The sequence below is a fragment of the Chryseobacterium shigense genome (genome assembly GCF_900156575.1).
In the GTDB taxonomy this organism is placed as follows: Bacteria; Bacteroidota; Bacteroidia; order Flavobacteriales; family Weeksellaceae; genus Chryseobacterium; species Chryseobacterium shigense.
In genome coordinates, this window is record NZ_FTNY01000002.1 from 533512 (window position 1) to 555779 (window position 22268).

At 31.9% G+C, this 22268-nt stretch carries 15 protein-coding genes; 5 read left to right on the forward strand and 10 right to left on the reverse strand.

The window, feature by feature from the left end; translation table 11 throughout:
* Nucleotides 1-68: 68 nt before the first annotated feature.
* Together BW964_RS07830 and BW964_RS07835 are read left to right on the forward strand one after the other, a co-directional pair.
* Nucleotides 69-1391 carry a PDZ domain-containing protein gene (locus BW964_RS07830; protein ID WP_076506200.1) on the forward strand — a complete coding sequence of 441 codons (1323 nt, stop codon included), beginning with the start codon at nucleotides 69-71 and terminating at the stop codon, nucleotides 1389-1391.
* Between the two features lie 3 nt (nucleotides 1392-1394).
* Nucleotides 1395-1922: a hypothetical protein gene (locus tag BW964_RS07835; RefSeq protein ID WP_076506201.1), complete on the forward strand. Its 528-nt coding sequence runs from the start codon at nucleotides 1395-1397 to the stop codon at nucleotides 1920-1922.
* Here the strand turns inward: BW964_RS07835 and BW964_RS07840 are convergent.
* Both BW964_RS07840 and BW964_RS07845 read right to left on the reverse strand, forming a co-directional pair.
* Nucleotides 1915-2940: a L,D-transpeptidase gene (locus BW964_RS07840; protein ID WP_084175701.1), complete on the reverse strand. Its 1026-nt coding sequence runs from the start codon at nucleotides 2938-2940 to the stop codon at nucleotides 1915-1917. The genes BW964_RS07835 and BW964_RS07840 overlap by 8 nt on opposite strands.
* Before the next feature lie 113 nt (nucleotides 2941-3053).
* Nucleotides 3054-3812, reverse strand: coding sequence for a response regulator transcription factor (locus tag BW964_RS07845; protein ID WP_076506203.1), 759 nt, complete (start codon nucleotides 3810-3812; stop codon nucleotides 3054-3056).
* Nucleotides 3813-3969: 157 nt separating this feature from the next.
* Here BW964_RS07845 and BW964_RS07850 point away from each other — a divergent pair, with 157 nt between their 5' ends.
* On the forward strand, nucleotides 3970-4365 hold the full coding sequence (locus BW964_RS07850; RefSeq protein ID WP_076506205.1) for a hypothetical protein: 396 nt from the start codon (nucleotides 3970-3972) through the stop codon (nucleotides 4363-4365).
* A 215-nt stretch (nucleotides 4366-4580) separates the two neighbouring features.
* Here BW964_RS07850 and BW964_RS07855 read toward each other — a convergent pair whose 3' ends face one another.
* Nucleotides 4581-5420, reverse strand: a complete 840-nt coding sequence (locus tag BW964_RS07855; RefSeq protein WP_123911928.1) for an XAC2610-related protein — start codon at nucleotides 5418-5420, stop codon at nucleotides 4581-4583.
* A gap of 6 nt (nucleotides 5421-5426) precedes the next feature.
* Nucleotides 5427-5864, reverse strand: coding sequence for a hypothetical protein (locus BW964_RS07860; RefSeq protein ID WP_076506208.1), 438 nt, complete (start codon nucleotides 5862-5864; stop codon nucleotides 5427-5429).
* A 153-nt stretch (nucleotides 5865-6017) separates the two neighbouring features.
* Between BW964_RS07860 and BW964_RS07865 the strand changes: the two genes are divergently transcribed.
* A complete protein-coding gene (locus tag BW964_RS07865; RefSeq protein WP_076506209.1) occupies nucleotides 6018-6677 on the forward strand; it encodes a metallophosphoesterase family protein in 660 nt (219 codons plus the stop codon).
* A 30-nt stretch (nucleotides 6678-6707) separates the two neighbouring features.
* A complete protein-coding gene (locus tag BW964_RS07870; RefSeq protein WP_076506211.1) occupies nucleotides 6708-7388 on the forward strand; it encodes an aspartate/glutamate racemase family protein in 681 nt (226 codons plus the stop codon).
* 509 nt (nucleotides 7389-7897) lie between these two features.
* Here the strand turns inward: BW964_RS07870 and BW964_RS07875 are convergent.
* The 6 genes from BW964_RS07875 to BW964_RS07905 form a co-directional block, all read right to left on the reverse strand.
* A complete protein-coding gene (locus tag BW964_RS07875; RefSeq protein ID WP_076506213.1) occupies nucleotides 7898-8587 on the reverse strand; it encodes a hypothetical protein in 690 nt (229 codons plus the stop codon).
* Nucleotides 8541-14993 carry an ATP-binding protein gene (locus tag BW964_RS07880; protein ID WP_076506214.1) on the reverse strand — a complete coding sequence of 2151 codons (6453 nt, stop codon included), beginning with the start codon at nucleotides 14991-14993 and terminating at the stop codon, nucleotides 8541-8543. Before BW964_RS07880 ends, BW964_RS07875 begins: the two co-directional genes overlap by 47 nt.
* Nucleotides 14994-15415: 422 nt before the next feature.
* Nucleotides 15416-17065 (reverse strand): DUF2326 domain-containing protein, encoded by a 1650-nt coding sequence (locus tag BW964_RS07885; RefSeq protein WP_165789167.1) that lies wholly within the window; start codon nucleotides 17063-17065, stop codon nucleotides 15416-15418.
* A 313-nt stretch (nucleotides 17066-17378) separates the two neighbouring features.
* Entirely contained in the window at nucleotides 17379-18305 is a 927-nt protein-coding gene (locus BW964_RS07895) for an SMEK domain-containing protein (RefSeq protein WP_076506219.1), read from the reverse strand.
* Between the two features lie 206 nt (nucleotides 18306-18511).
* Complete coding sequence (locus BW964_RS07900) at nucleotides 18512-19738, reverse strand: TIR domain-containing protein (protein ID WP_076506221.1); 1227 nt, start codon at nucleotides 19736-19738, stop codon at nucleotides 18512-18514.
* A gap of 5 nt (nucleotides 19739-19743) precedes the next feature.
* The gene (locus BW964_RS07905) at nucleotides 19744-22257 is read right to left on the reverse strand and encodes a sacsin N-terminal ATP-binding-like domain-containing protein (protein ID WP_076506222.1); all 2514 of its coding nucleotides are present in this window, start codon (nucleotides 22255-22257) and stop codon (nucleotides 19744-19746) included.
* Nucleotides 22258-22268: the final 11 nt, after the last annotated feature.

The following is a 22268-nucleotide window of genomic DNA, read 5'->3' on the forward strand; positions in this document are numbered from 1 at the left end:
ATATAAGCATTCCTGTTTTTGGAATGTTTTTTTATTTACAGTAGAAATTATTTCACTAAATTCAGTAAATGAAACTAAAGCTTTTTTTACTGACATTTTTATTTAGCATTTTTATTGATGCTCAGAACAATTTTGAGCTGGTTAATGTCAAAAAAGCGGTTATTCCTTTTAAGCTTATCAATAATCTCATTTTTATACCGGTTAATGTCAATGGTGCCGAACTTACATTTATGTTGGATACCGGAGTGGCTGAAACGATACTTTTCAGTCTGGATAACAAAGAAATTAAGTTTGAAAATGTTGAAAAAATAAAATTTTCGGGATTAGGAGGAAATGTAAGTATAGACGGTTTTAAATCTGACCGTAATATCGCGAAGATCGGTAACAAGATCATTAATTCCTCCATGCTGCTATTCATTATCACCGATGAAGAATTCAATATTTCGTCTCATATAGGAATTCCTGTGAACGGAGTGATCGGATATCATTTTTTCAAAAACCATCCCATTTATATAGATTATACTGCAAAAAAAATAACCGTTTACGAGAATGATGACGTTCTTAAAAAGAAGCTCAGAAAGTTTACGGAACTGCCATTAAGCATAGAGAAAGACAAACCTTACCTGTATGCAGATATAGAGATGACTAATGACAAAAAAAGTTCAAAGCTGCTCATTGACCTTGGAAACAGTGATGCTATCTGGCTCTTCCCTACTCTTATCAAAGATTTTGTATACAACAGACCTAATATTGAAGATTATCTGGGACGGGGATTCAACGGGGATATCTATGGTAAAAGAAGCCGAATTCATAATTTTTATCTGCAGGATTTTAAATTTGAAAAACCACTTACCGCAATGCCTGACGAATATTCGATCCAGCATGTGAATCTGGTCGCTGATCGAAAAGGATCGGTAGGAGGGGAAATAATGCGCAGGTTTTCGGTTGTATTTGATTATACGGCCGGAAAATTGTATCTTAAAAAAAACAGGAATTTTGATGATCCTTTTCATTTTAATATGAGTGGATTGGATTTCAAACAGGATGGGTTGGAATGGCAGGAAGACCGTGTAAAAATTGAACCGAAAAAATTATCTGAAGCCAGCACAGAAATTTCGGTAACCAATAACTTCCAATATAAATTTACTTTAAAACCCATTTTTTCTGTGGCAGGTGTCCGAAAAGATTCACCGGCATTTATAGCAGGACTAAAAAAAGATGACCGCGTACTGACCATCAACGGAAGCAAAACTTCAGATATGACGATGGAAAAGATCATGGAAATGATGAAGTCTGAAGAAGGAAGAACGATTACCCTTGTGATTCAGAGAAAGAATAAAGAAATGACCTTTCATTTTGTATTGGAAGATCCTATCCCTTATCAAGAATAAAATATGGAAACTAAAGAAAGCACAATAGATAAAATAAGAACCCGCCCGAGATTCAAAATGTTTACCCATCTTACGAAAGATGAATATGCAGAGCAATTAAAAAAATACCTTGCGGACCATAAGGATGAATTTTCGGGAAACATCAACAAGGAAGTGGCTACCATCTGGGTAGAAACAAAATATGACAATTACTGGAAACCCAGACTGTCTTTAAGGATAGAGGTTGAGGACGATGATATTGCGATACGGGGAATATTTGGTCCCAGCTCTGCGGTGTGGACGTTCTTTATGTTCCTGTATTTTTCCTTTTCCATTCTCTGGATGACCTTTTTCACAATGTTCTACGTGGAAAAACAGATAAAAAGCGCTGAGTTCCCGTGGGCCCTGAGCGCTTCATTCGTTATGTTGTCCTTCATCCTCCTGACTTATGTAGCTGCCCGTTTCGGACAGTATAAGGGTAAAGAAGAAATGCTGAAGCTAAGAAGATTTGCTGAAGAATCAACTTCCCAGTTTGAGAAGAAAATCAATTAGCGGGAACTTCACTCTGAGCCGGCACTGCCATTGCTTTGGCGGCTTTAATGGAGTCTGACACCTTTTCTCTGTTGTCCTGCTCTTTGATCATTTTGTCAACGCTAGGTTCCAAAAGCCGGGTCATTTCTTCCACTGAAATATTATTGGCATTGGGATCATCCAGAAGCTTTTTCCATGGTTTTCTTCCTCCCCATTTATAATCTCCGAATACCATTACCGCTGTTCCTTTAGCTTTGGTTGTTGCCCCTCCGGGATTCAGAATCCATGTGTCTGCGTACGAGTATAACCATTGGGCATCTTTCATCAGCAAACGCAAACATGAGTGTGATGCAGGATAACCCGGTAAATCATACTGATGCCATCCGATACCACCGATATTATGAATATTGAAATTATAGGGAAGTTTCCACTCACTACTCACCGTTGAAATTGAAAGTTTCTTTTTCCAGTTGGCAAAAGTAAGCCCTCTTGTGGTCTGTGCCGCTTTTTTTCCCATACTCGTAGGTCCCCATTTGACCAGGCTTCCGTTGGAATATACTCCATACGCCTGAATAGGGTAAGAGAAGATCACAAACTTTTTAACTCCGCTCAGAATATCCAGCTGCATTGGGAATGGTGAGTAGGACATTAGCGTAGTATCTATTTTAGCAGGAACCACTAAAGTATCTGCATTGAATCTGTTTTTAGAGTCCAGCCTGTTCAACGCAAGGATCGCATAACGCTCTTTCTCGCTGTATTTCTTGCTGAATTCTGCATAGACAGAATCTCTGAGTTTTTTGTCCTTAGGAAGGACAAATGCGTTATAAAAACCGTTCTCCTGCATGGCCGGTGGTACAGATTCTTTTTGAACTACTGAATCTTTTTTTATAGAGTCCTTTTCAACAACAGGCGTTTCGGACGAAGACGTGGTATCTTTAAAAGTATCGCTTACTTTTTCAATTTCTTTTTTACATGAAACCATGAACATGGCACCGATACATGCGTATAAAAATGATTTCTTCACAGATATGTTTTTCATAAATAAAACAGGTCATTTAGTTTGATTACCCATTGCAAATATCAGACCTAAATTTGAATCATAAAAGACATTATAAAAAATACCGTAAAAAAACGGTAAGGAAGGTTATTGAATTACAGCAACTTATTTGTTTTGGCGTAAGAAAGCGCTTCAGCAATGTTATTCACTCCGATTTTATCAAATAGTTTCTTTCTGTGAAATTTTACAGTATCGGCAGAGATAAATAGTTTTTCTGCAATTTCATTAATAGTCATACCACTTGCATACAGTCTCAGGATCTCATATTCTCTTTGTGAAAGCTTTATTTTTTCATCTTTCCCCCATCGGTTCGTTACAGGATCATATTTCCAAAGTTCATCGGAGCCTTCCCGGCTAACGACTACATTCCCTGACGATGTGCTGTTAGAAAGGGAAACAATACATAATGCTTTCCAGATCTGTCCTCCCTCGGTAAGAAACATGGGCGTGAGTTTATGATTCACAAGAACCATATTCTTTTTATTGTTGACCAGATAAAAATCGTAAGAGATAGAATACATTTTCCTCTCCTCCACCGGAATATTTTCATAAAACTCAAATCCGGCCTCATTGATGCGGATTAGCAACTCAACGTCTTCAGGCTTTACATTCTGAAAATAAAAAGCATAACCCAATTCTTTGACCTCTTCCGAAGATTTGCCACACAAAAACAAAGGGTTTTCAGATACATATTCAAAAGCTCTGGTCTGGTAGTCTATCACATACAGACTCTGATAAGTGAGTCTTGAAAATGCCTTTACCGCTTGTAAATAATCTCCGATCTGGCTATGGTCTATTTCTGCATCGTTGCGTACCTCATTTTTATCGTTAAAAAATTTATTGATCTCTTCCATACACGTCTTAATAAATCGGTCAAATCACTACCCAAAAGTGTAGTTTTCATTACCCTTAAGCAAATCTACACAAAAGTGTAGTGGTTATCAAAATGACGTGATATAATTTTACTGAAAATAACTTTAATTCTGTACCCAAAAATTAATAGTCCGAAAAATGAAAAACATCTATTTTTGCTCACTATTTATATTCTCCACAGTACCTGTTATTCTTCTATCCTCTTTTCAGATTACTAAAGGCAGACATCTTTACCGCAATGAATGGAAAATTCCTGCCCACCAAAATCTAAATATTAAAAATTCATCAAAAGAGCATCTCGAAGCAGTTTTATATAACTCTTCGCAGACAGCTCCCCTGCAATATGTTATCAATAACCGTGAAATAAAGGAGCTGCAAAAAAACGATTCGGTCAAAGTTAAGGTAGATTTCAACCATCAAGTTTTTATCGTAAATAACTCAACCCATGAGGGTCAATTCAGACTGAAAATATTCAATAACAGCGGCCGGATTAAAGCAGCCCTTAAAGATCAGCCTTCTCAACAGCAGAATTAATTTCTGTAAAAAAAAACTGCAAACTGAGTGAAATATTATATCTGCTGATCTTTTTCTATTACTGTCTTTTGGGCAGTAATTTTTTTTTGAGCACTGATTAGGAAGGTTTGAGTTCGGGTTTCCGGACTGGAATTTGGTATTTTTGAAATATGGGGTTTGCTATGGTTCAAGATCTAGCTTGCTAATCTTAAAATATGTTGGAAATTCACCTCACCTCATTCTTCTTTCCCTTCTGTAGAGCTTATCCATTTCAAAACACCCTTTTTATCAAAACCGTAGGTATCCTGATGCCAGGAGGCACCCCCTCTGCAACCGATCTGCAACTGTTTACTGGTTTTATTTACTGATACATCGCACAGACAGGAACAGGTTGATTGGGAATAATCAGGCTCAGCAAGCTTTTCAAAACGTTTTTTTCCAGGATTGTAGAGATAAATGGTAAACATATGATATACTCCCATTCCCGCATCAGGAATGGCAAATGCGAGATCATCATAGCCATCGAAATTGTAATCTTCAATGATACTTTGCTGAGCTGCATCAGGACTGTCGGGAAAAGGAAGCTCTGCGGTCATCTTTTTCCCGTCCGGATATTCAATCAGCAGATTGCCATTATTAAAATGATTAAAGGAAATTACGGCACCATGCAATAGATATTTATCGTAGCCATCGTCTATTTGATCATCAGCCAGTTCAAGTAAGAAATGTCTCCGATCTTGTTCCCTGATGTAAGATGCATCAGCAATCAGATTATTCATTTGCAGCAATTGGTACGTTCCGTGTACTTTTCCATTCACCATCTCTTCCCATACAAAATAATGACGATCCGGCTGGTTATTCTTTGCCTGAAGGGTATCTAATACATAACTTTTAACCCGCAGCGGAATAATGCCTTGCTTTCCTTCATACTGTACAAAAGCTCCCTTACCTGCGTTTCCATAATACAGCTTTAGCCTGAATTCTTTAGTTGCGTCAATAGATTTCAAGGTGAGTGGCTGAGCCTGAAGGACAGCGGTATATAGTATCATTGCAAAGAACAAAAACAGTTTTTTCATTTTTTATTATTGGCTTAATGGTGGTGTTAATGATGATTTAAACAAAACATTAAATCGATGGTAATAAAATCCCCACAGAAGAAACCATGGAAGATTGGAGATCAAAAAATAGATCACTCCTTCCCCATCGATCTTTCCGTCAGCAATGGCTATAAAAAAATATCCTGCAGTAAGTATAGGGAGTAAATACCAGCAAAGCCCTCTTTTTATTTTTCCCTGAACAACTTTTAAAAGAGAAAAAAGACTGCTGAAGGAAACAATACTCAAAGACAAAATCCACATGATCAGAAGGCCATAGGCAAGGCCACTCATATCACAGTTTCTGGGTTGCCTGTTCGGAACTTCCGTCATCGTCATGTAAATAATCAGAATAACCGTAGAAATAACGGTAGCAATAAACCACGTTTTAAGGATGGAAAGCAGAATGAATTTTATTTTTGACATTGTCGGTCTGTATAGTTTTCAAATAATAGATCAATACATCGCCTGGTCCGATGGTTTTTCTGAACAAAAATAGCTATAAATAGCATGCTGTCATATCTCTTTTCCAAAAGAACTTTCCATTGAGATCAATTGCTTTTTATTTAATTTTGTTTTATGAATTTTTTTATCATAGGCGATGTGCACGGTTGCTTCTATACTTTGGAAAAAATACTAACACACTGGAATGCAGACCATGAGTATTTAATTTTTCTCGGAGACCTTATAGACAGGGGAAATTACAGTTCAAAAGTTATTGAAAAATGCATGAAACTTGAGAAATCCTTTCCTAACTGTATCATTTTAAAAGGAAATCATGAGTATGAATTCATAGAATATTATGACAAAGGAGAAAATCTTAACTGGACAAGGCAGTGCGGAGAAAAAACACTGAATGATTTCAACAAAAATAAAATCGATCATAAAAAGACCCGCAATTGGTTTCAATCTCTTCCATTAAAGCATGAAACAGACTTTCTGATGATCACGCATGCCGGAATATCGGAAACAGAAGATCCATATAATGAAAACCACGATGACAGCGTCCTTTGGAATAGAAAAGATCTGAAAAATATTGGAAAATTACAGGTTCACGGACACACTCCTTTGAAAAGGAATGCCCCCTTGTTTAACGACAACTCAAACTCAATCAATATAGATACCGGAGCAGTGTACGGATTTGGATTGACAGGTTTAAAAGTGTCAGCCGACTCGTCTGTCATTGAAATCATCAATATACCGACAGATGTGCGAGATACAATGAAAACTTTTGTATAGATTTGTCGTGAACGGTAAATTGCAAAATTCATGAAAAAAATAGGATTGGTAGGCGGAATAAGCTGGGTATCCACATTAGATTATTATAAGTTCATCAATGAAGGAGTCAATGCGAGACTGGGAGGTCTGAATGCTGCCGAATGCATGATCTACTCTCTGAATTTTGGAGATATCCAGGCTAAAAGCTGGATCCATTCCTTTGATTTATTATTGAATGCCTGCAAGCACCTTAAAGACATCGGAGCAGACGGCCTTGTTCTTTGTGCCAACACCGCTCATCTCTTCGCAGATGAGCTTCAGAATGCCCTAAAACTGCCAATTATCCACATAGGTACGGAAACCGCAAAGGCTATACAAAAAGAAGGTTTTACAAAGGCTGGATTAATCGGAACAAAGTTTACCATGGAAATGGATTTCTACAAAAATAAACTTGAAGACTACGGAATTGAAGCACTGATCCCGGCAAAACAGGAAACAAGAGATTACATCCAGCAAACTGTAAAAGATGAACTGGGCGTGGGAATCATTAACCCCATAACCAAAACCAGTTATATTTCGGTCATCGATGAACTTATCCTTCGCGGTGCAGAATGTATTATTCTCGGTTGTACCGAGATTCCGCTACTGATCAGTCAGAAAGATATTGCCGTTCCTGTTTTTGATACAACAAAAATACATTGTGAAGCTATTGTGGACTATATTGTTTCATAGGAAGTATTGTAGAGGATAGCAAAGTCCCTGACTGAGCGACATTATCAAATCTCCGGTCATTCTATCATCCTTTTTGATTTTATATTTGTACTCCTTATAATCAGCTTATGCATAATAAGAATTATTCCAGCCTTTCCTTTTTTACTTAATTCCTTACGTAAATAAAGACTTAGTTTTTTCAAAGTAAATTCGCATAAAAAAATCCCTTTCAAATAATTGAAAGGGATTTAAAGATCTTGCGATCCGGACGGGACTTGTTATTTTTTCAAAAAAGCCCTATCCATAAGCTTTATATTGTTCTCTTGTTTAAGAGGTCACCGAATAGGTCACTTTTTTAAACAGTCTAGAGATCGTCGTTTTTACTGCTGCAAATATATGCCTTTTTTTAGTTTTTGCAAATAAATTTAGGATTTTTCGTTTCAATCAATCATATATCTCAGATTATCAAATAAAAAAATATTCTTAAAATATATAAGAAAGAAGTAATCACCTTAAAATACAAAAAGTAATTATTTATTTTTAAGGTAGTTCTTCTTTATCTTCAAGAGTTCCTTTTTTTGTTCATCTATTAAATTTTCTAATTCATCAAACATAAATTTTATTCTCTTTGAATTATCATCTGACATCTCAAAATCATTTAAATCAATTACTCCTTTACTAAAGTCATTATTATTCATAACGTCAATAAGCTCAAGAAAGTTTATCTCATCTCTACTTAGAAAACTTTTATTTTCCTTTAGCCATTCTTTATCTTTACTTAAAATATCCTTGTGTAAATTCATTTGAACAACTTTGCTGAAGATTTGCTCAGAATTATTTTTAACTAAATCAACTAGTGAGGCCCATTCGTTATTACGAGGTAATGAATTGTATTCAAGCCAACGTGGTAATATGCTTACTTCTTTTTGTTCTTTTAAAACCTCTAATATTTCTATAATAGGTTTTAAATTATCTAAAGGTTTTGTAATTGGTAGATTCTCTTTTTGGGACCAAACTTTTAGTATAATATCACAACATTCCTGTTGCAATATCGTTTTTTCTTCTTCAGATTTAATGTTATCAATATTTCCCATTAACTCAGCAAGATAATGAGACATCCATCTTGCTAATGTATTTGTGGAATATTCCAAGTCAAGTTCTCTTACTAATTTTTCACCCAATTTTATAATCTCTTCCTCTGAGTGTTTTAACTGTGCCATCTGATTTAATTAAATAAAGTTTAACTTGATTTGTATTATCACTATTTCTTTCTCTGTAGTTTCTTTCCTCTAGTTGTCTATCGACTATACACCGAATTATTAAAGATTTCTGTTCAAGTTTTAGGAAATTCAAAATAAATTCACTTTTGACTTTAAAAAAACAACCAGAAGTCTCTGTATCCGTATTATATTTTCTATAATTGTCATCCGTTATTTCATTCCAATTTTCATATATACTTACTTCATTATCTTCAAAGTATCCCTTTGTATAAGTGTTATCGTATTTTATATTAAAATAAGAATTTACAATATCCCCAAACACAAAATATCCTTTAGAGCTATCAGAAAACAATGAATCATTAGTATCAAGGCCATCATATTCACTTCGACTTTCCCTCAACCATCCCTTAAATGTAAAATCTACTTCATCTATCTCAGAGTCGTCATTATCACTATCTTTTTCAAGAGGAAGGTAATAATCATAGCTATCCTTAGTTGTATGCAAGGCCCGCAATAGAGCTTCTGAACCTCTATTTGAAACTAAACACGAAGTAAAAGTTATTGTTTCTTGATTTTCTCCTGTATATTTTTTGATAGCTCCATACACATTTAGAAATTCGTTCTTATTTTCTTTTGAAAAACCGACATTTTCATCAAAATATTCTTCCGGAATTGAATCTCTCCAAAGTAAGTCAAAACTTTCTACATTATTTTTCCAGTAATCTAACTTTAATGGAATAGCAGTTCTTATATCTGATAACCAAAAGTTGTCGAAAGCGTTTGCTTCCGAATTTAACCAACCTTCCCAGCTATCCCAATAATCAGAATAATCTGTTTTCAAAAATGGTTCGTGCTCTAAAAAGAAATTTGCTGCACAATACATTGCATGGTATTCAAAATAAGTGGATAAATCTTCTATTTCCGGATTACTCCCGTGATCATTTCTTGTTAAATACCAATCTCTATCATAAAGTTGACTTCGAAGATAATCATCATCATTAGGCTTACCCACAAAACCCCATTTTTCAGAAATAAATTGATCTGCAATGTCGGCAACATCATATTCCGATAAATTAAAAATATCTCCAATTCTGCTATACCAATATGGTAAAGTATCGATAGAGTCAAAGCGGAACTTCCATTTTTGTTCAGATTTAATTGAATATCTTCGTTGTTGCCTACTGTATTGTTTTTCTTCTACATAACCTAATTTACTTTTGTTAATACCTTCAATACTTTGCAATTCAATATCCGTAAATATAGACTGATCGAATTTGTAAAGATTTAAACAAGATTTCTTGATATAATGTTTGATTAAAACGTGAGGTAAGTCTTCACATATTAGCTCTTTATAGAAAGTATCTTTAAAAGGAATTAGTATTTCAGGATTTTCAATTGAGATTCTGTCTATTGCAATCCACAAATATAATTTAGCAGACATCCAATAATAGATATAATCCTTATTCTGAAAAGGAAAACAGTCCTTTTCATTTTGTTTGTCTAATAATACTTTAAGTATTTCTACATTATTAAGACTTGCTAATCTCCTAATAGAATGGATTGCCCTCCAACGCAGTTTCTTATCTGGATGTCCGAGAATGAATCTTAACAAATTTGCAACGTTTACATCAGAGGTTTCAGGAGCGGTTAAATCTTCAGCCCAAACACCATCAGCAACGTCAGGTTTAATTTTAGAGTTCCATCTTTCTAAAACCCACGATAATAGTTGTTCGTTTTCATCCGGGTTCAGCTTACTTTTAATCAATTCAAAGGAACTGTAAATTGACTCGTCAGTTAATAAATCTACTTTCTGAGGTAAAATTCCTACAAGAGCATCTGCTAATTGAATATTATCAATATTAAACAAACTGGCAAACTCTCTAAGTGACCAAATATTTAAAGTATTTCCATAATCAAAGTGCTGAAGTTTGGTAGATATTACATTATTGAAATTATCCTTCTTCCAAATTTTCACTCCTGGATAGTAGTCCCATTGAGTAAAGGCTTTTTTTAAAGTTATCTCAAAAGAATGGAAATCTATTAAGCTTGCATCAACCTCCACTAGCACTGATAAAAATAAAGTGTATTCATTTGGAGAGCATTTATTTACAATGTCTGTTAAAAAATTTTCAATAGTCCATCGATGATTATAAGTCTCATTATTATTTAAAACAATTTGATCAATAGCTTTCTCTATTTCTTTTGTTAAGGTATAATCTAATTTGTTCAAATCAATATTATGAGCAAATTCTTCCTTTTTGAAGCCATTATTTGTATATGTTTTAGTTTTCTTGTCTTCAAGTGTATCTAAAAATTCTATATAGTTTTTAATTTCATTTACAATATTGCTATCAATAAATCTCCCAGATTTAATTTCATCATAAATTTTTCTGGTAAAATGTTTGTCTTTATTTAGTCTTAAATGTTTATATTCTGAATCTATATAATTGCTTTTTAGTTCAGAATTGCCTGTTTGGTCAAACTTCTGAATCAATAACTTATAAAGACTTTCCAATTCTTTAAAATTATAATTTGTTTTTAAAAGGATCATTGAACCTGCCACAATATGGTTAATATATCCTTTCTCAACAGCTATTTTAATTAAAGAGGTAATCTCTTCACCAATTCTAACAACATTTCTATGATGCCATCTGCAAATTGTAGCAAACATTGAAGGCATATCTATGTTGGCAAGTCCCAAGAGTCCTTCTCTATATGGAAAGTGTTTTTTGTCGTAAGAACCCAATTTTATATCACAATATTCAACAAAACGTGCATATTGATAAGCCAATTGAGGGTTAGGTTTAGTAATTCCTATTTCCGATAAATAATAAATACATAATATTTGAGCAAAAGCTTCATAATCTATCTCTGAAGTAGCTTTTATAGCCTCATCAAAAAAATATTGACTGAAAGCGTTATCAATCTTACTGCTAAAAAGTAAACACTTAATATAGTTATCCGTAGCTTCTTTCGCTGATAAATCAGAATCCTTAATTAATTCATCTGACTCAGCTAAAATTTTAAATGAGTTTTTGATTAAGTCTTCAATTAAGATTGTCTTGCTTAAAACTTCAAATCTAAGTTTTAACTTATCTGTTTGATTATCTAAAGATTTTATGATAAAATCAATCCGTTCAGCTTTCTCTTTAAAAAATAGAGCAATCTCTGCCAGCTTTCCTGATAGAAATGTTAATCTATCATTTATCTGATAACCGTACTGATATTTTAATTCATAATCGTTTCCAATATTACCGCATATTGTCTCAAATTTCGATAGACATTCAGATTGAGTGATTCGTTCAGTCAATAAATCAGAACGTAATTGGTATATTCTAACTGCATATTTATAGAAACTTACAAACTCTTTTTTATCACTTTCTATTGATTTTCTTTTTTCATAATCTTTAATTTTATCAACATTTCTAAACTTATCAGGGAAAAAAGATTCTATATTAGCTTCTGAATTGTTTAGGGATAGAATTAAAGTTTCCTTAGCTAAAGTTATATCCATTGCTATTTCTTCATCCTTATCAGAATAATTAAAAAAATGAGGAATTTCTTCCAAAGGTTTAATGATAATAAAACCTAGAATATCCAGTATTATCTTTGGATTTGTTTTATGATGAGCTAAAATTCCACAAAATTGAACGAGAAGTTGTTGAAATCTTTTATTAAATTTTAAAGTTTTTTTTGTTAGGATATTTAATAAGTAATTGGCAATAAGATTTAAGTCGAAATTGATCGGGTGGTTATATTGAAATAACTTACAAATAATAAATATTTTAACATCCGTCCTAAAATTTTGATGTTGCGACCACTCACCAATATTTTCTTTTGTAGAAAAACTAATCAGGTTTTCTACTAAATAATTGCCTGCTGAAAGTCTGATTTCTTTTGGCTTCCATCTATTTATTGCTCTAATTGCTTTATGCAAACCAGATATTCTTAGTACAGTTTCTACTTCATAGGCAATATCGAGACTGCTAATAGGATAATCATTTAAATCTTCATCTTTTTTATTTCGTCTCCAATTTAACCACTCCCCGGCTGTTTTTAAATGTTTTAATGCAATCTCTTTGGTTTCAGATTTACGTGAATATATTCCTGCCAATTTTAAATGAAACGCTCCCGCCCACGGTTTTTCGTCTGAATTTAATTTGAGTCTGGATAAAGATACCTCGTCTCCAAATCTAGAGACCAAATCAGGATAGGTTATAAGTAAGTTAGATAATGCCTTATCTGTTTTTAATTCTTCAGCGACAATAAACAATAACTTGAAATACGTTAAATTATCCTGAATGTCATGACTTATTTTTAAAGCTAATTTTGCTCTATTAATGTAAACTTCTTTATTTCTTATCGGGTCTTTTGGGAACAATAATAATTTTCTATTCAGAACAATATCCACAAGTTCTTGTTTATATTCAGCATTAAATAGAAGGCTTCCTAGATTAGTTGCAGCATATTCATCAGTTTCAGATTTAGTTATAAATATTTTAGTAATTTCTTGAAGTTCTTCCAAGGTAGTACGATACGTCTCTCCAATGTAATTTTCAAAATCCTCATCTCTGAAGCTAAATAAATCGTCTTCTAAAATCAACCCATTCCAAATATCAGAAGATAAATCTTTTAGAAAATCTATCTCAACCTTCATTATTTCGGATAAATAAGCAATGGGTACAGGTCTTGGCAATGATATCAGCAATTTAAAAAACTGTTCTACTAAAGGTTTTTTATCTTTTCCAACTCTACTGATGGCGTGTTCAATCTTATCTAAAATCAAATCTCCTACAACTTTACCATTTGGTTTCAAATAGTTTATGATTTCACTTATTCCCTGAATTTTAAGATTTAAGGAATAAAACTGTACCCTTGGAATTCCTTTGGAATATTTATGAAACTCTGCAATCTCTTGGCTGGTAATACGTGGAAAAACTTTTTTTGTAAATAATGTTGTTTCTTCAAAACTAAAGGGTTTTAATTCAACATCCGTATACTTATTAGGTAGATTGAGAGATTCTTTTCTATAACTTCTCGATGTTACAATAATATGACAACCATTTGGAATTTCAATATTTACGAGATCTTCAATAAAACTTTTTTCTCCATTATTTTTTGCTGCTGTAACACTATTATCTGCGGCATCGATAATAAATACTAAAAAAGCACTTGGATTTCTATTTCTTAAAATATCAACACCATCTCGGATTCTTTTTATAAGTTCTTTTAAAAATATGTCATCCGATTCATTTTGTAAAAGTAAAAATTCTGTTCCTATTTTTTTTGCTAATTCGTTTGCTAACTGAAGTATCGCGTTTCTGTGAAGATGTCTCTTATCTTCAGGATTTTGATATTTTCCTGCTCCATAACAATCAAATAAAATACATTCAGAATATTCAGGTAAACTATCTTTTATTTGATGTGTAATCGTAGACTTTCCTATTCCTGCTCCTCCGTGGATGCAGATTGGAAAATAAGAAGTATTGTTTTCTATTATTGATATGATATCACCTAATTGTTCTCTATGAATTACATTGGAATTATTTTCAAAATTTTGCGTAACTGGAAACAAGTTTTCAATACTACTAAATCCAAAATTAGCGACTACATCGATGAAGGTTAGTGTTCTTTCTTCACGTTTTTCAGGCATCATTTTACTCCAGATCATTTGGAATAAAGAATTGAATTGGTTTTGAGATTTTATACTTGCACTAGCTATAGAATTAATGAGTTCAAATTTCAGTAATTGCCTTGAATTTGTTCCACAATCTTCAAAATCTAATAATCTTATAAAATCCGTAAATTCATTTAAGTTAAGTCCTGACGCTTTTTTTAATTTAGAAAAAGGTTCTTTTGATATATCAGGGAACTCATTCAAAACAGCATTAAAACTTATTGATCTTTTATTGTTTACTAAATAATCTTGGATTTGAGCAATTTGCTTTAAATGGGAAGCATTGATATTTCTATTGCTTATTAATTTGATTTTTATTTTCTTAATTATCTTCTCCCTTCCAAATTGATCTATAAATGTTTTGAAAATGGTTGCTAGTCTATGAATAATTGACCCATCATAGGAATTTGATTTTTTCCCCTCATAAAGTTTAGAAAAAGTAAAATTTTCTCCCACTCTTCTTGTACTATATTTTAATTGAGAGATAGTAATTGAATCAGCACTTTCAAAATCACTTCCTCCAAAATACTCTGTTAAGTCAATCCCTAAGAATTTCTCTCCAGATGGATCTATTGTTTTAGATAAATTTTTCTCAAATCCTTCAATTGTAATAGCCTTTAAACTTTGGTTATTAAAATTTAATAATTCCAGAGATTTCTTGATGGTCCATAATATATGAAAGTCATCTCCTGCACTTGATAAATCAGCATCCGAAATTGTTTTAGCCATTGAAAAAGTTTTAATGTAAATGCTAAATTAGGATATTTAGTGCATTTTAATGCCTATTATACATCTGAATATACCGACTTATATCTTTCTGTAATTTTTTGCACTCTTATTTTACTATACAAGTAAAGCAATTACATATTGTACTATAATGCCACATTAAATAATTTTCCTTTCACCCATTTGCATTTTGGCAATGGAACGATGACAGTTGGGATAACTCTTTGTCAATGAAGGAACGAGGATGCGAATTTGCTATTTGCTGTTGCTAAAAAAATAATGTAAAAAATACAACAGTTGTAAATCCTTAGCAATATTATAGAAGACAGGTGAAGAGTTAGACTTTTGTAGTTAGCGTTTTGCTAGAACGTTATTTTTTCTTGAACTGGTTAAGTGTGGGATGGGAATATCAGCTTACTTCTACGTTACTTCATTTCATTGTACTTTAATCCCAGAAATCTATTCTCTTTTGTGAATGATGCCCTTTTTACATTATTAACATTAAATAAAAGTTTACCATTTTGAGAAGCTAATTCTATCAAGTCACTATTCAATGTAACTATATATTGAAATTCATTAGGACTATTTTCATTGTAGCCATAAAGAAAGTTTAAACTTTTTTCAATAGAATCATCGTCCTCGAAAATATTGTCGTGAATTAAAAAACCGGGATGATATTGTTTGGTGTATTCGTTTAGCATCAATGAAATATCATAGATAAAAACTTTCATTCTTTCAGTAGAATGACTTCCATCATCATCTGTTCTCATAACAAATTCTACAACGCTTTTATTTTTTGTTGTCTTGATATCGAAATGAGCTTCCCTGTTGCCCATTATCTTTTCGTGAATCTCTAAAATTGTTTCTCTAAAACTCTTGATTATTTTAGATTTTTGGTATAATTCTTCATCAAAATCAGAAATTAGAACTGTCTTTTCTGCTTCCAATAGTTTTTTATCTCTTTCGGCAGTATCGTATCTTTCAATCAATGAACGAAGATTACTTAACTCACTGTTTTTATCATTAAATATTTTGATTGAAGTTTTCAAATCCCTTAAAACTTCGCCTTTATCTATAAGACTAATTTTTTGAGAATAATCATTGTCTAATTTCCTAACTACTTCATTGAGTTGAGTGAGTTCTTTTTTTAGAGCAGTTAATCGGTCATTTACAATAGAACTTCTGAACCCATCTATTTTGTTTTTAAACTCCTTTAGGTCATCCAAAGATTTTTCAACTAAATCTCCCAACCCTTGTTTAAACTGATTAAATATTATAGAAATTTCATTTTCATTAATATTTTCGGGCTTTGGCAAAGAATCAATTTGTTTAATCTCGTATTTGATGGCTTGCTGACGTGTTCTAAGTTCTGCTAATTTACTTTCTAATTTTACTAAATCTTCCTGGAGTAATTCAAAAGACTCATTGTTCTTTAATCCTTCAATAGATTTATTGACTTTTAAAACTTCACTTTCCAACTCATTTAAATGAGCTTTAGCATCTTGAATCTTTAATTCATCATTTTGAGTTACCAATTTTTTTATCTCAGTAAAATAGACCTTTCTTTTTTGTAGCTCATCATTCAACGTTTTAATCTCCGAATATTTTTCGAGGCCTAAACTCAGATAAAAAAGATGAGGACCAAAGTCTGAAGGTATTCTTTTTTTTGTATCGTGAGACTGGATTAGGTCTTTAAACTCTGACCTTTCGTCTCTGATAATTGGTTGCAATAAATTTCTAAAACTTAATCGTTTTAAATTAGCTGGAAATAATTCAAAGTATAAAGAGCCTAGATAATCTGAAGCATCATCTAATCTATCAAAAATCTTTTCTTCTCCGTTGACGAAAATTGTAATTTCTTCTTGGTTTTTTATTGAACGAGAGATAGTGATTTTCTTATCATTGAAGTCAAGGTCTAATTTAATTTGACTTTCAGTTATATCAGAATATTTCTTGGGAATCAAATTTAATCTACTATCTGATATTGTTTTGAGCAGACAAAAATTTATAAACTCTATACAGATAGACTTACCTACACCAATTTTTTTATTGGTGCTTTCTGCCTCTTCTCCCATAATTATATTTATCCCATATTCAAAAGAAATGGGCTCAAATATCTGGGGTTCGCTGTATAGTCTGTTAATCTTAATCATTTCTGCTTTCTGACATAAATAAACGGTTCTTTAAAATCAATTATTCCGGATGAATATAAAAATGCAAGTCCAAAAAACATATGTCTGTATCGTGTGATGTTGTATTTTTTAAGGTCTTTAGAAAGCTCAAAAATAGAAATTTTGTCGACCTTTTGACGTTGAATATTTTTCAAAATCAAAGAAGCAACATATACAGATGATGTTTTTATATTTTCGTCTTTAGATACTAACATTTTTAATTATTGGGAAAAACATTACAATTGATTAATTCATCTAACAAATAAAACTTTATAGCAATCTTATCGAATTTAATTCCGTTTTCGGAAAGTTTACCATAAAATAGCTCAACTAATTTTTCTAATGCCACCTGTGGGTTATTACCTACAGCAGTTAAAATCTTGTCGCTCTCATCCTTTAAGTAACTTGATATTTTAATTGCTTTTACTCCATCGATTACACGCTTAGCTTCAATCAAAGGTTGCTGATAAACTGTACAAAGTTCTGTATATAAATTTATTAAAAAAACGCTATGTTCTGAAAATCTATTATATATTTTAAATTGAGGGTCTACATTCTCCGGTTTTTCAGATATGCTAAGGTTGTCATCTTTGCTTAAGTACTCTATCAGAGCCATTATCGTTTCTACTTCGTTAGATTCGGTCTTTTTCCGTTCTTGTAAAATTTGTTCGTTAAGAAAATCTGCAATGCCTTTAAGTTTACCTAAAGCAGAAATATTATTTATCTGTGCTAGAATTTTCTTAACATCAAGGACATCTTCTTTATGATTGAAATCGTTCCCAAATTTTGTTCTGTAATCTTTAGCATCCTTAGCTATTAATAATATTTTCAATTTGTAATCCTTGTATAAAGGGTCGTTGAAGAAACCATCAATTGCTTCTTTTATTTTCTTGTTGTCATTTTGAGACGTTACTTGGATAGCTAATTTGTTTTTGGTATCAATTAAATCAATATGAGCAAAATTGTTTTCTATATAATTCGTATTATCGAATTCATAGCCTAATAAATTGAAAAAATCTCTATAAAAATTTTCTGCATAGACATTAATATCTGTTAAATTGAGAGAATTAAAAAGCTCTACCTCTGTTTTGAGATATGCCAATCTTTTTCCAATCAATGTTAAATACAACTGTCGATTATCCATAAATATAAATAATTACTACAATATAGTAATTTTTGGTTCCCGCAAAGATAGAAAATAATCATGCGAATTTGATGTTATTCTATCATTCTCTAACGGTAAAATACGGCACTAAGCAGTAGTCATATTTACAAAGATTATAATAATGGATAAACTAACTTACTTCTGTAGAAAATAAATTAATTAAAAAAATTTATGATTATTCTTTTTCATTCTCGCTCCATATAATCTAATAAATTGCTGAACAAAACTTCTTCTTCCTTTTCAATCGTAAAAGTAATCATATCAGCTATTGTAATTAAAAAATCTCCAATATCGTGATAAATCCTGCTTGTTATTTTAAGCTTTTTACTTTCTTCAATAGTACTTATTCGATCAAGGTTTTCAATCACAGCTGTACTCTCTTCAAACTGCGTCTTCCAAAAATGAATATATTTCATTCTATCACTACTACTAAAAATTTTGACATTTTCATGTCTGATCGGAAGTATTCTGCTATAAGACTCTCTTTCATTTAAAATATGCAAAACTTCAGTCATACAATTAGCAGATTTAAGATAATCATCACTAATAATCAATATTGCATAATCAGAAGTCCTTATAGATTCCATAAAAGTTGAAAGTTTGTCTTTATATGCGAGATTGTGATCGTCCATTGATGGATTATATCCGTTAGCTTTCAGAAAATTGTATAATTTACTAGCAGCCTCCTTTTGTTTCCAACTATATGATAAAAAAATACTCTTTATTGACGATTGTAATGAATTTGGACTTTTTCCGCTGAAACCACCATCTTCAAGAAACACGGCCGTATCTATTGACATACCAATGTATCTGTCATTATAAGATTTTACATATTTGGTTTCTTTCAATTTTTCAATTAATTGCTCCGCTTCTGACAGGGAAATCTCATTAGCAAAAACCTCTCTTATCGTATATTTATTTACATTAATTCTTTTTGGATTATCCAACAAAAATTTTAGTATAGCGTCCAATTTATCTGCGTAGGGCATTATTTTCTCGGTAATATTTGTATTATTATTAACTTTTTGAAAAGTTACTTTTTTTATTGTTTTGTAAGTAATTTCATATTGAACTTCATTATAAGTAACAATTTCATTCGCCTTCTCTACTTTTATAATATATAATTTTTTTCCTTCATAATTAATAAACCCTCTTTCAATTTTCACTGGTGGAGAGATTTTCATCAATGAATTATTTACTACCATGTCCACCCGAAAGTCATCACTTAAACCTTTTATGGATATTGTTTTGTTTTTATTTAAAACTCCGAGAACTAGAAGTCCTCCAGCAGTATTTGCATAGGCGCATATTAATTTTCCAATTTCGATATTCGAAGGTAATAACACCTCATACTTCAGTCTATTACTTTCGGGTAAGCCAATCTGTTTAACTGCATATTCTTGTAATGTCATTTTTTCTATATAGGAAATTTCTTGATATTATTCTTTTTTAAAATATGTCCTAAACTCACTTGCCATATCTCAGTACCATCATCTACCCATAATTCAGCATCAGCATAATCTAGTGCATCTTTCTCAGCACCATAGTACACGATTACCTCTTGAGAATACGCTGGTCTAAAAACAATTTTTACAGGATTATTATTTTTATAAACACCCGCTAAAATTGTTGGAGCGGTATTAATATCAAGATCCTCAAGGTCATAATTATCTAAGGTTTTTAGATGAGCAATTACTCTCATTCTTGCCTTTTTAATATGAGACTGTGATAGAAGAAACATATCTGTTGTAGGAACAGATTGATGATCAAATAAAGCTTTCAAATCTGTATCACGCATTGCATTTTCCCATTCTTCAATATTTGTTATACCCATTGAGGTTAATATTTCATGTGTAATAGGAAGTAGGCTTTGCGTATCATCGTTTATGTTTTCAAATTTAAGTCTAAGTTCATTAGCCGACGTTACGTCAAAAGTAGAAAGAAGATCTTTTAATTCTTCTGCTTTGTTAATATTTTCTATAATTTCTTCATCATCATATAAAAGATGTTTATTTTTAAAAAGCGTAGGAAAAAGATATGCTGCTTGAGAGGTATTTTTATTAAACCAAAATAAAAGCTTTTTAAATGCTTCATTATACTTTTTTGAAATACTCCTATCAATAGACTTTTTATTAACCTCTGACGTGATTGTTTCTACCGCATAGCTCTTATCTCTAATATTTTCAGGATCGAAATCATAATTAATTGATTTATGCAAAAGTTCATCTCTAATATCGTTTCCAAGAAGAGCCAAAATATCCTTAAAATCAATAGGTATATCACCCTTATCTTTTTTTAAATGTAATATTTTTTTAAAATTACCATTTTGATTAGGGAAAATTGCATATTTATTTATAATTGTATCATAATCTTTAGGCTCTTTTTTTATTAATTCATAAAATTTATTTATCCAATCAGTTACTTCTATTCCTTTAATCTTTTCTGATAGATTCTCTAAAGTTTTACAATAATCTACAAATATTGCTAATTGCTCCACAGTCAATTTACCAGATTCTTTCCAATTTAATCTGTACCAAAGTTCAATATCAGAAAATTGTGGTAAACGATAAGGGAACCAATAATTTGATATCTCCCAAATTTCATTTCTTACCTCTCTACTTCCGGAATTGGGAAACCAAGAATGTATTTTTTCTTCTTCATTTAAAATCGAAATAAGACTTCCATCAGCATTTGTTACAATGGGTATATGAAGCAATTTTTCACGAATGGGATTAACTACATCTTTAATAAACCAATTATTATCTACCCAATCATAATCCTCCGAAATTGATTTTATTTGTGCAAGTAAATGAAGATTTTTCCAGTTATTCGTAACAGCAAAATCTAGCAACTTGAAATAAAGTGACTTTGCTTCATTCATAATGCTTTTATTTTCATCAATTCGTGGATTAACTCTTTCAGAGGACGTTAAGTAAATACCATCCCGCGGATCTGTTGGGTTAAAATTAGGATTATTGATAATTATTGGCACATGGAATTTTTCAGTGCCTACCAGCGGAAAATCACAAAACAATCTCGGTACTTGTTCATCGATTGGTAATAATGAAATAGAATCCGCATCCTTTTGTATAGGCATTGCAATAGAAGTTAGTCCAAAAGAACAAACAACTATGCAATAAATTTTCTCCTCAATCAAATCAGTATCAATTAGTTTTACGGTATGTAAACTAATTTCATCATTTATTTTTTCAATTTCTTTACTTCTAATAAATAAATGAGAAGATGATACTATTTCAACTTTCTCTATCTCTGGGACGAATAGAAGAGTGTAGGGAAGACAAATCTCTAAATTATTTAGGCCTGATTCGGCAACATTAACACTAATTTTATCCTGTAACGGATATACAAATTCCGTATTGAAATCCCCTTCAAGGTATTCCAAGTAAATAGGAGAACTATCCAAATCTGCTACAGATTCTTTAGATTTTTTGACCGCCTCAGTAATATCTTCTAATTCAAAACCACTTCTATCTAATTGCAACTCAAATTTTCTGTAATCCAAATCAGGTTCTTTAGCAACTCCTTTGACGGTTACGATTTCTGACAATAAATGAGTTGTTAAAAATCCTGTGCCGAATTTTCCTGTAGTCTTACTCTTACCTTCTTCTGGTCTGCTTCTGCTTTTAGTGGATATCTGTTCTATTAAAAATCGAATATTATCTGCAGTAAAGGGCATACCATTGTGTTTAAAACTGACATATTCCGGTTGGTAATCTATTCTTATCTGAACCCCTTTGTCCAAATGTACATCTTTTGCATTTTGAATTAATTCCCAAATCCATCTTTTAGGTGTAATAGGGGATTTTTCTACGAGTGAGCGTAATTCACCCATTTCTTTGGAAATTTTAGTTGCTATTATTTGATGATGTGCTTTCTGCTCTAAAGAGTCAAATCTCGATTTGTAAGACATTAATTTATAGG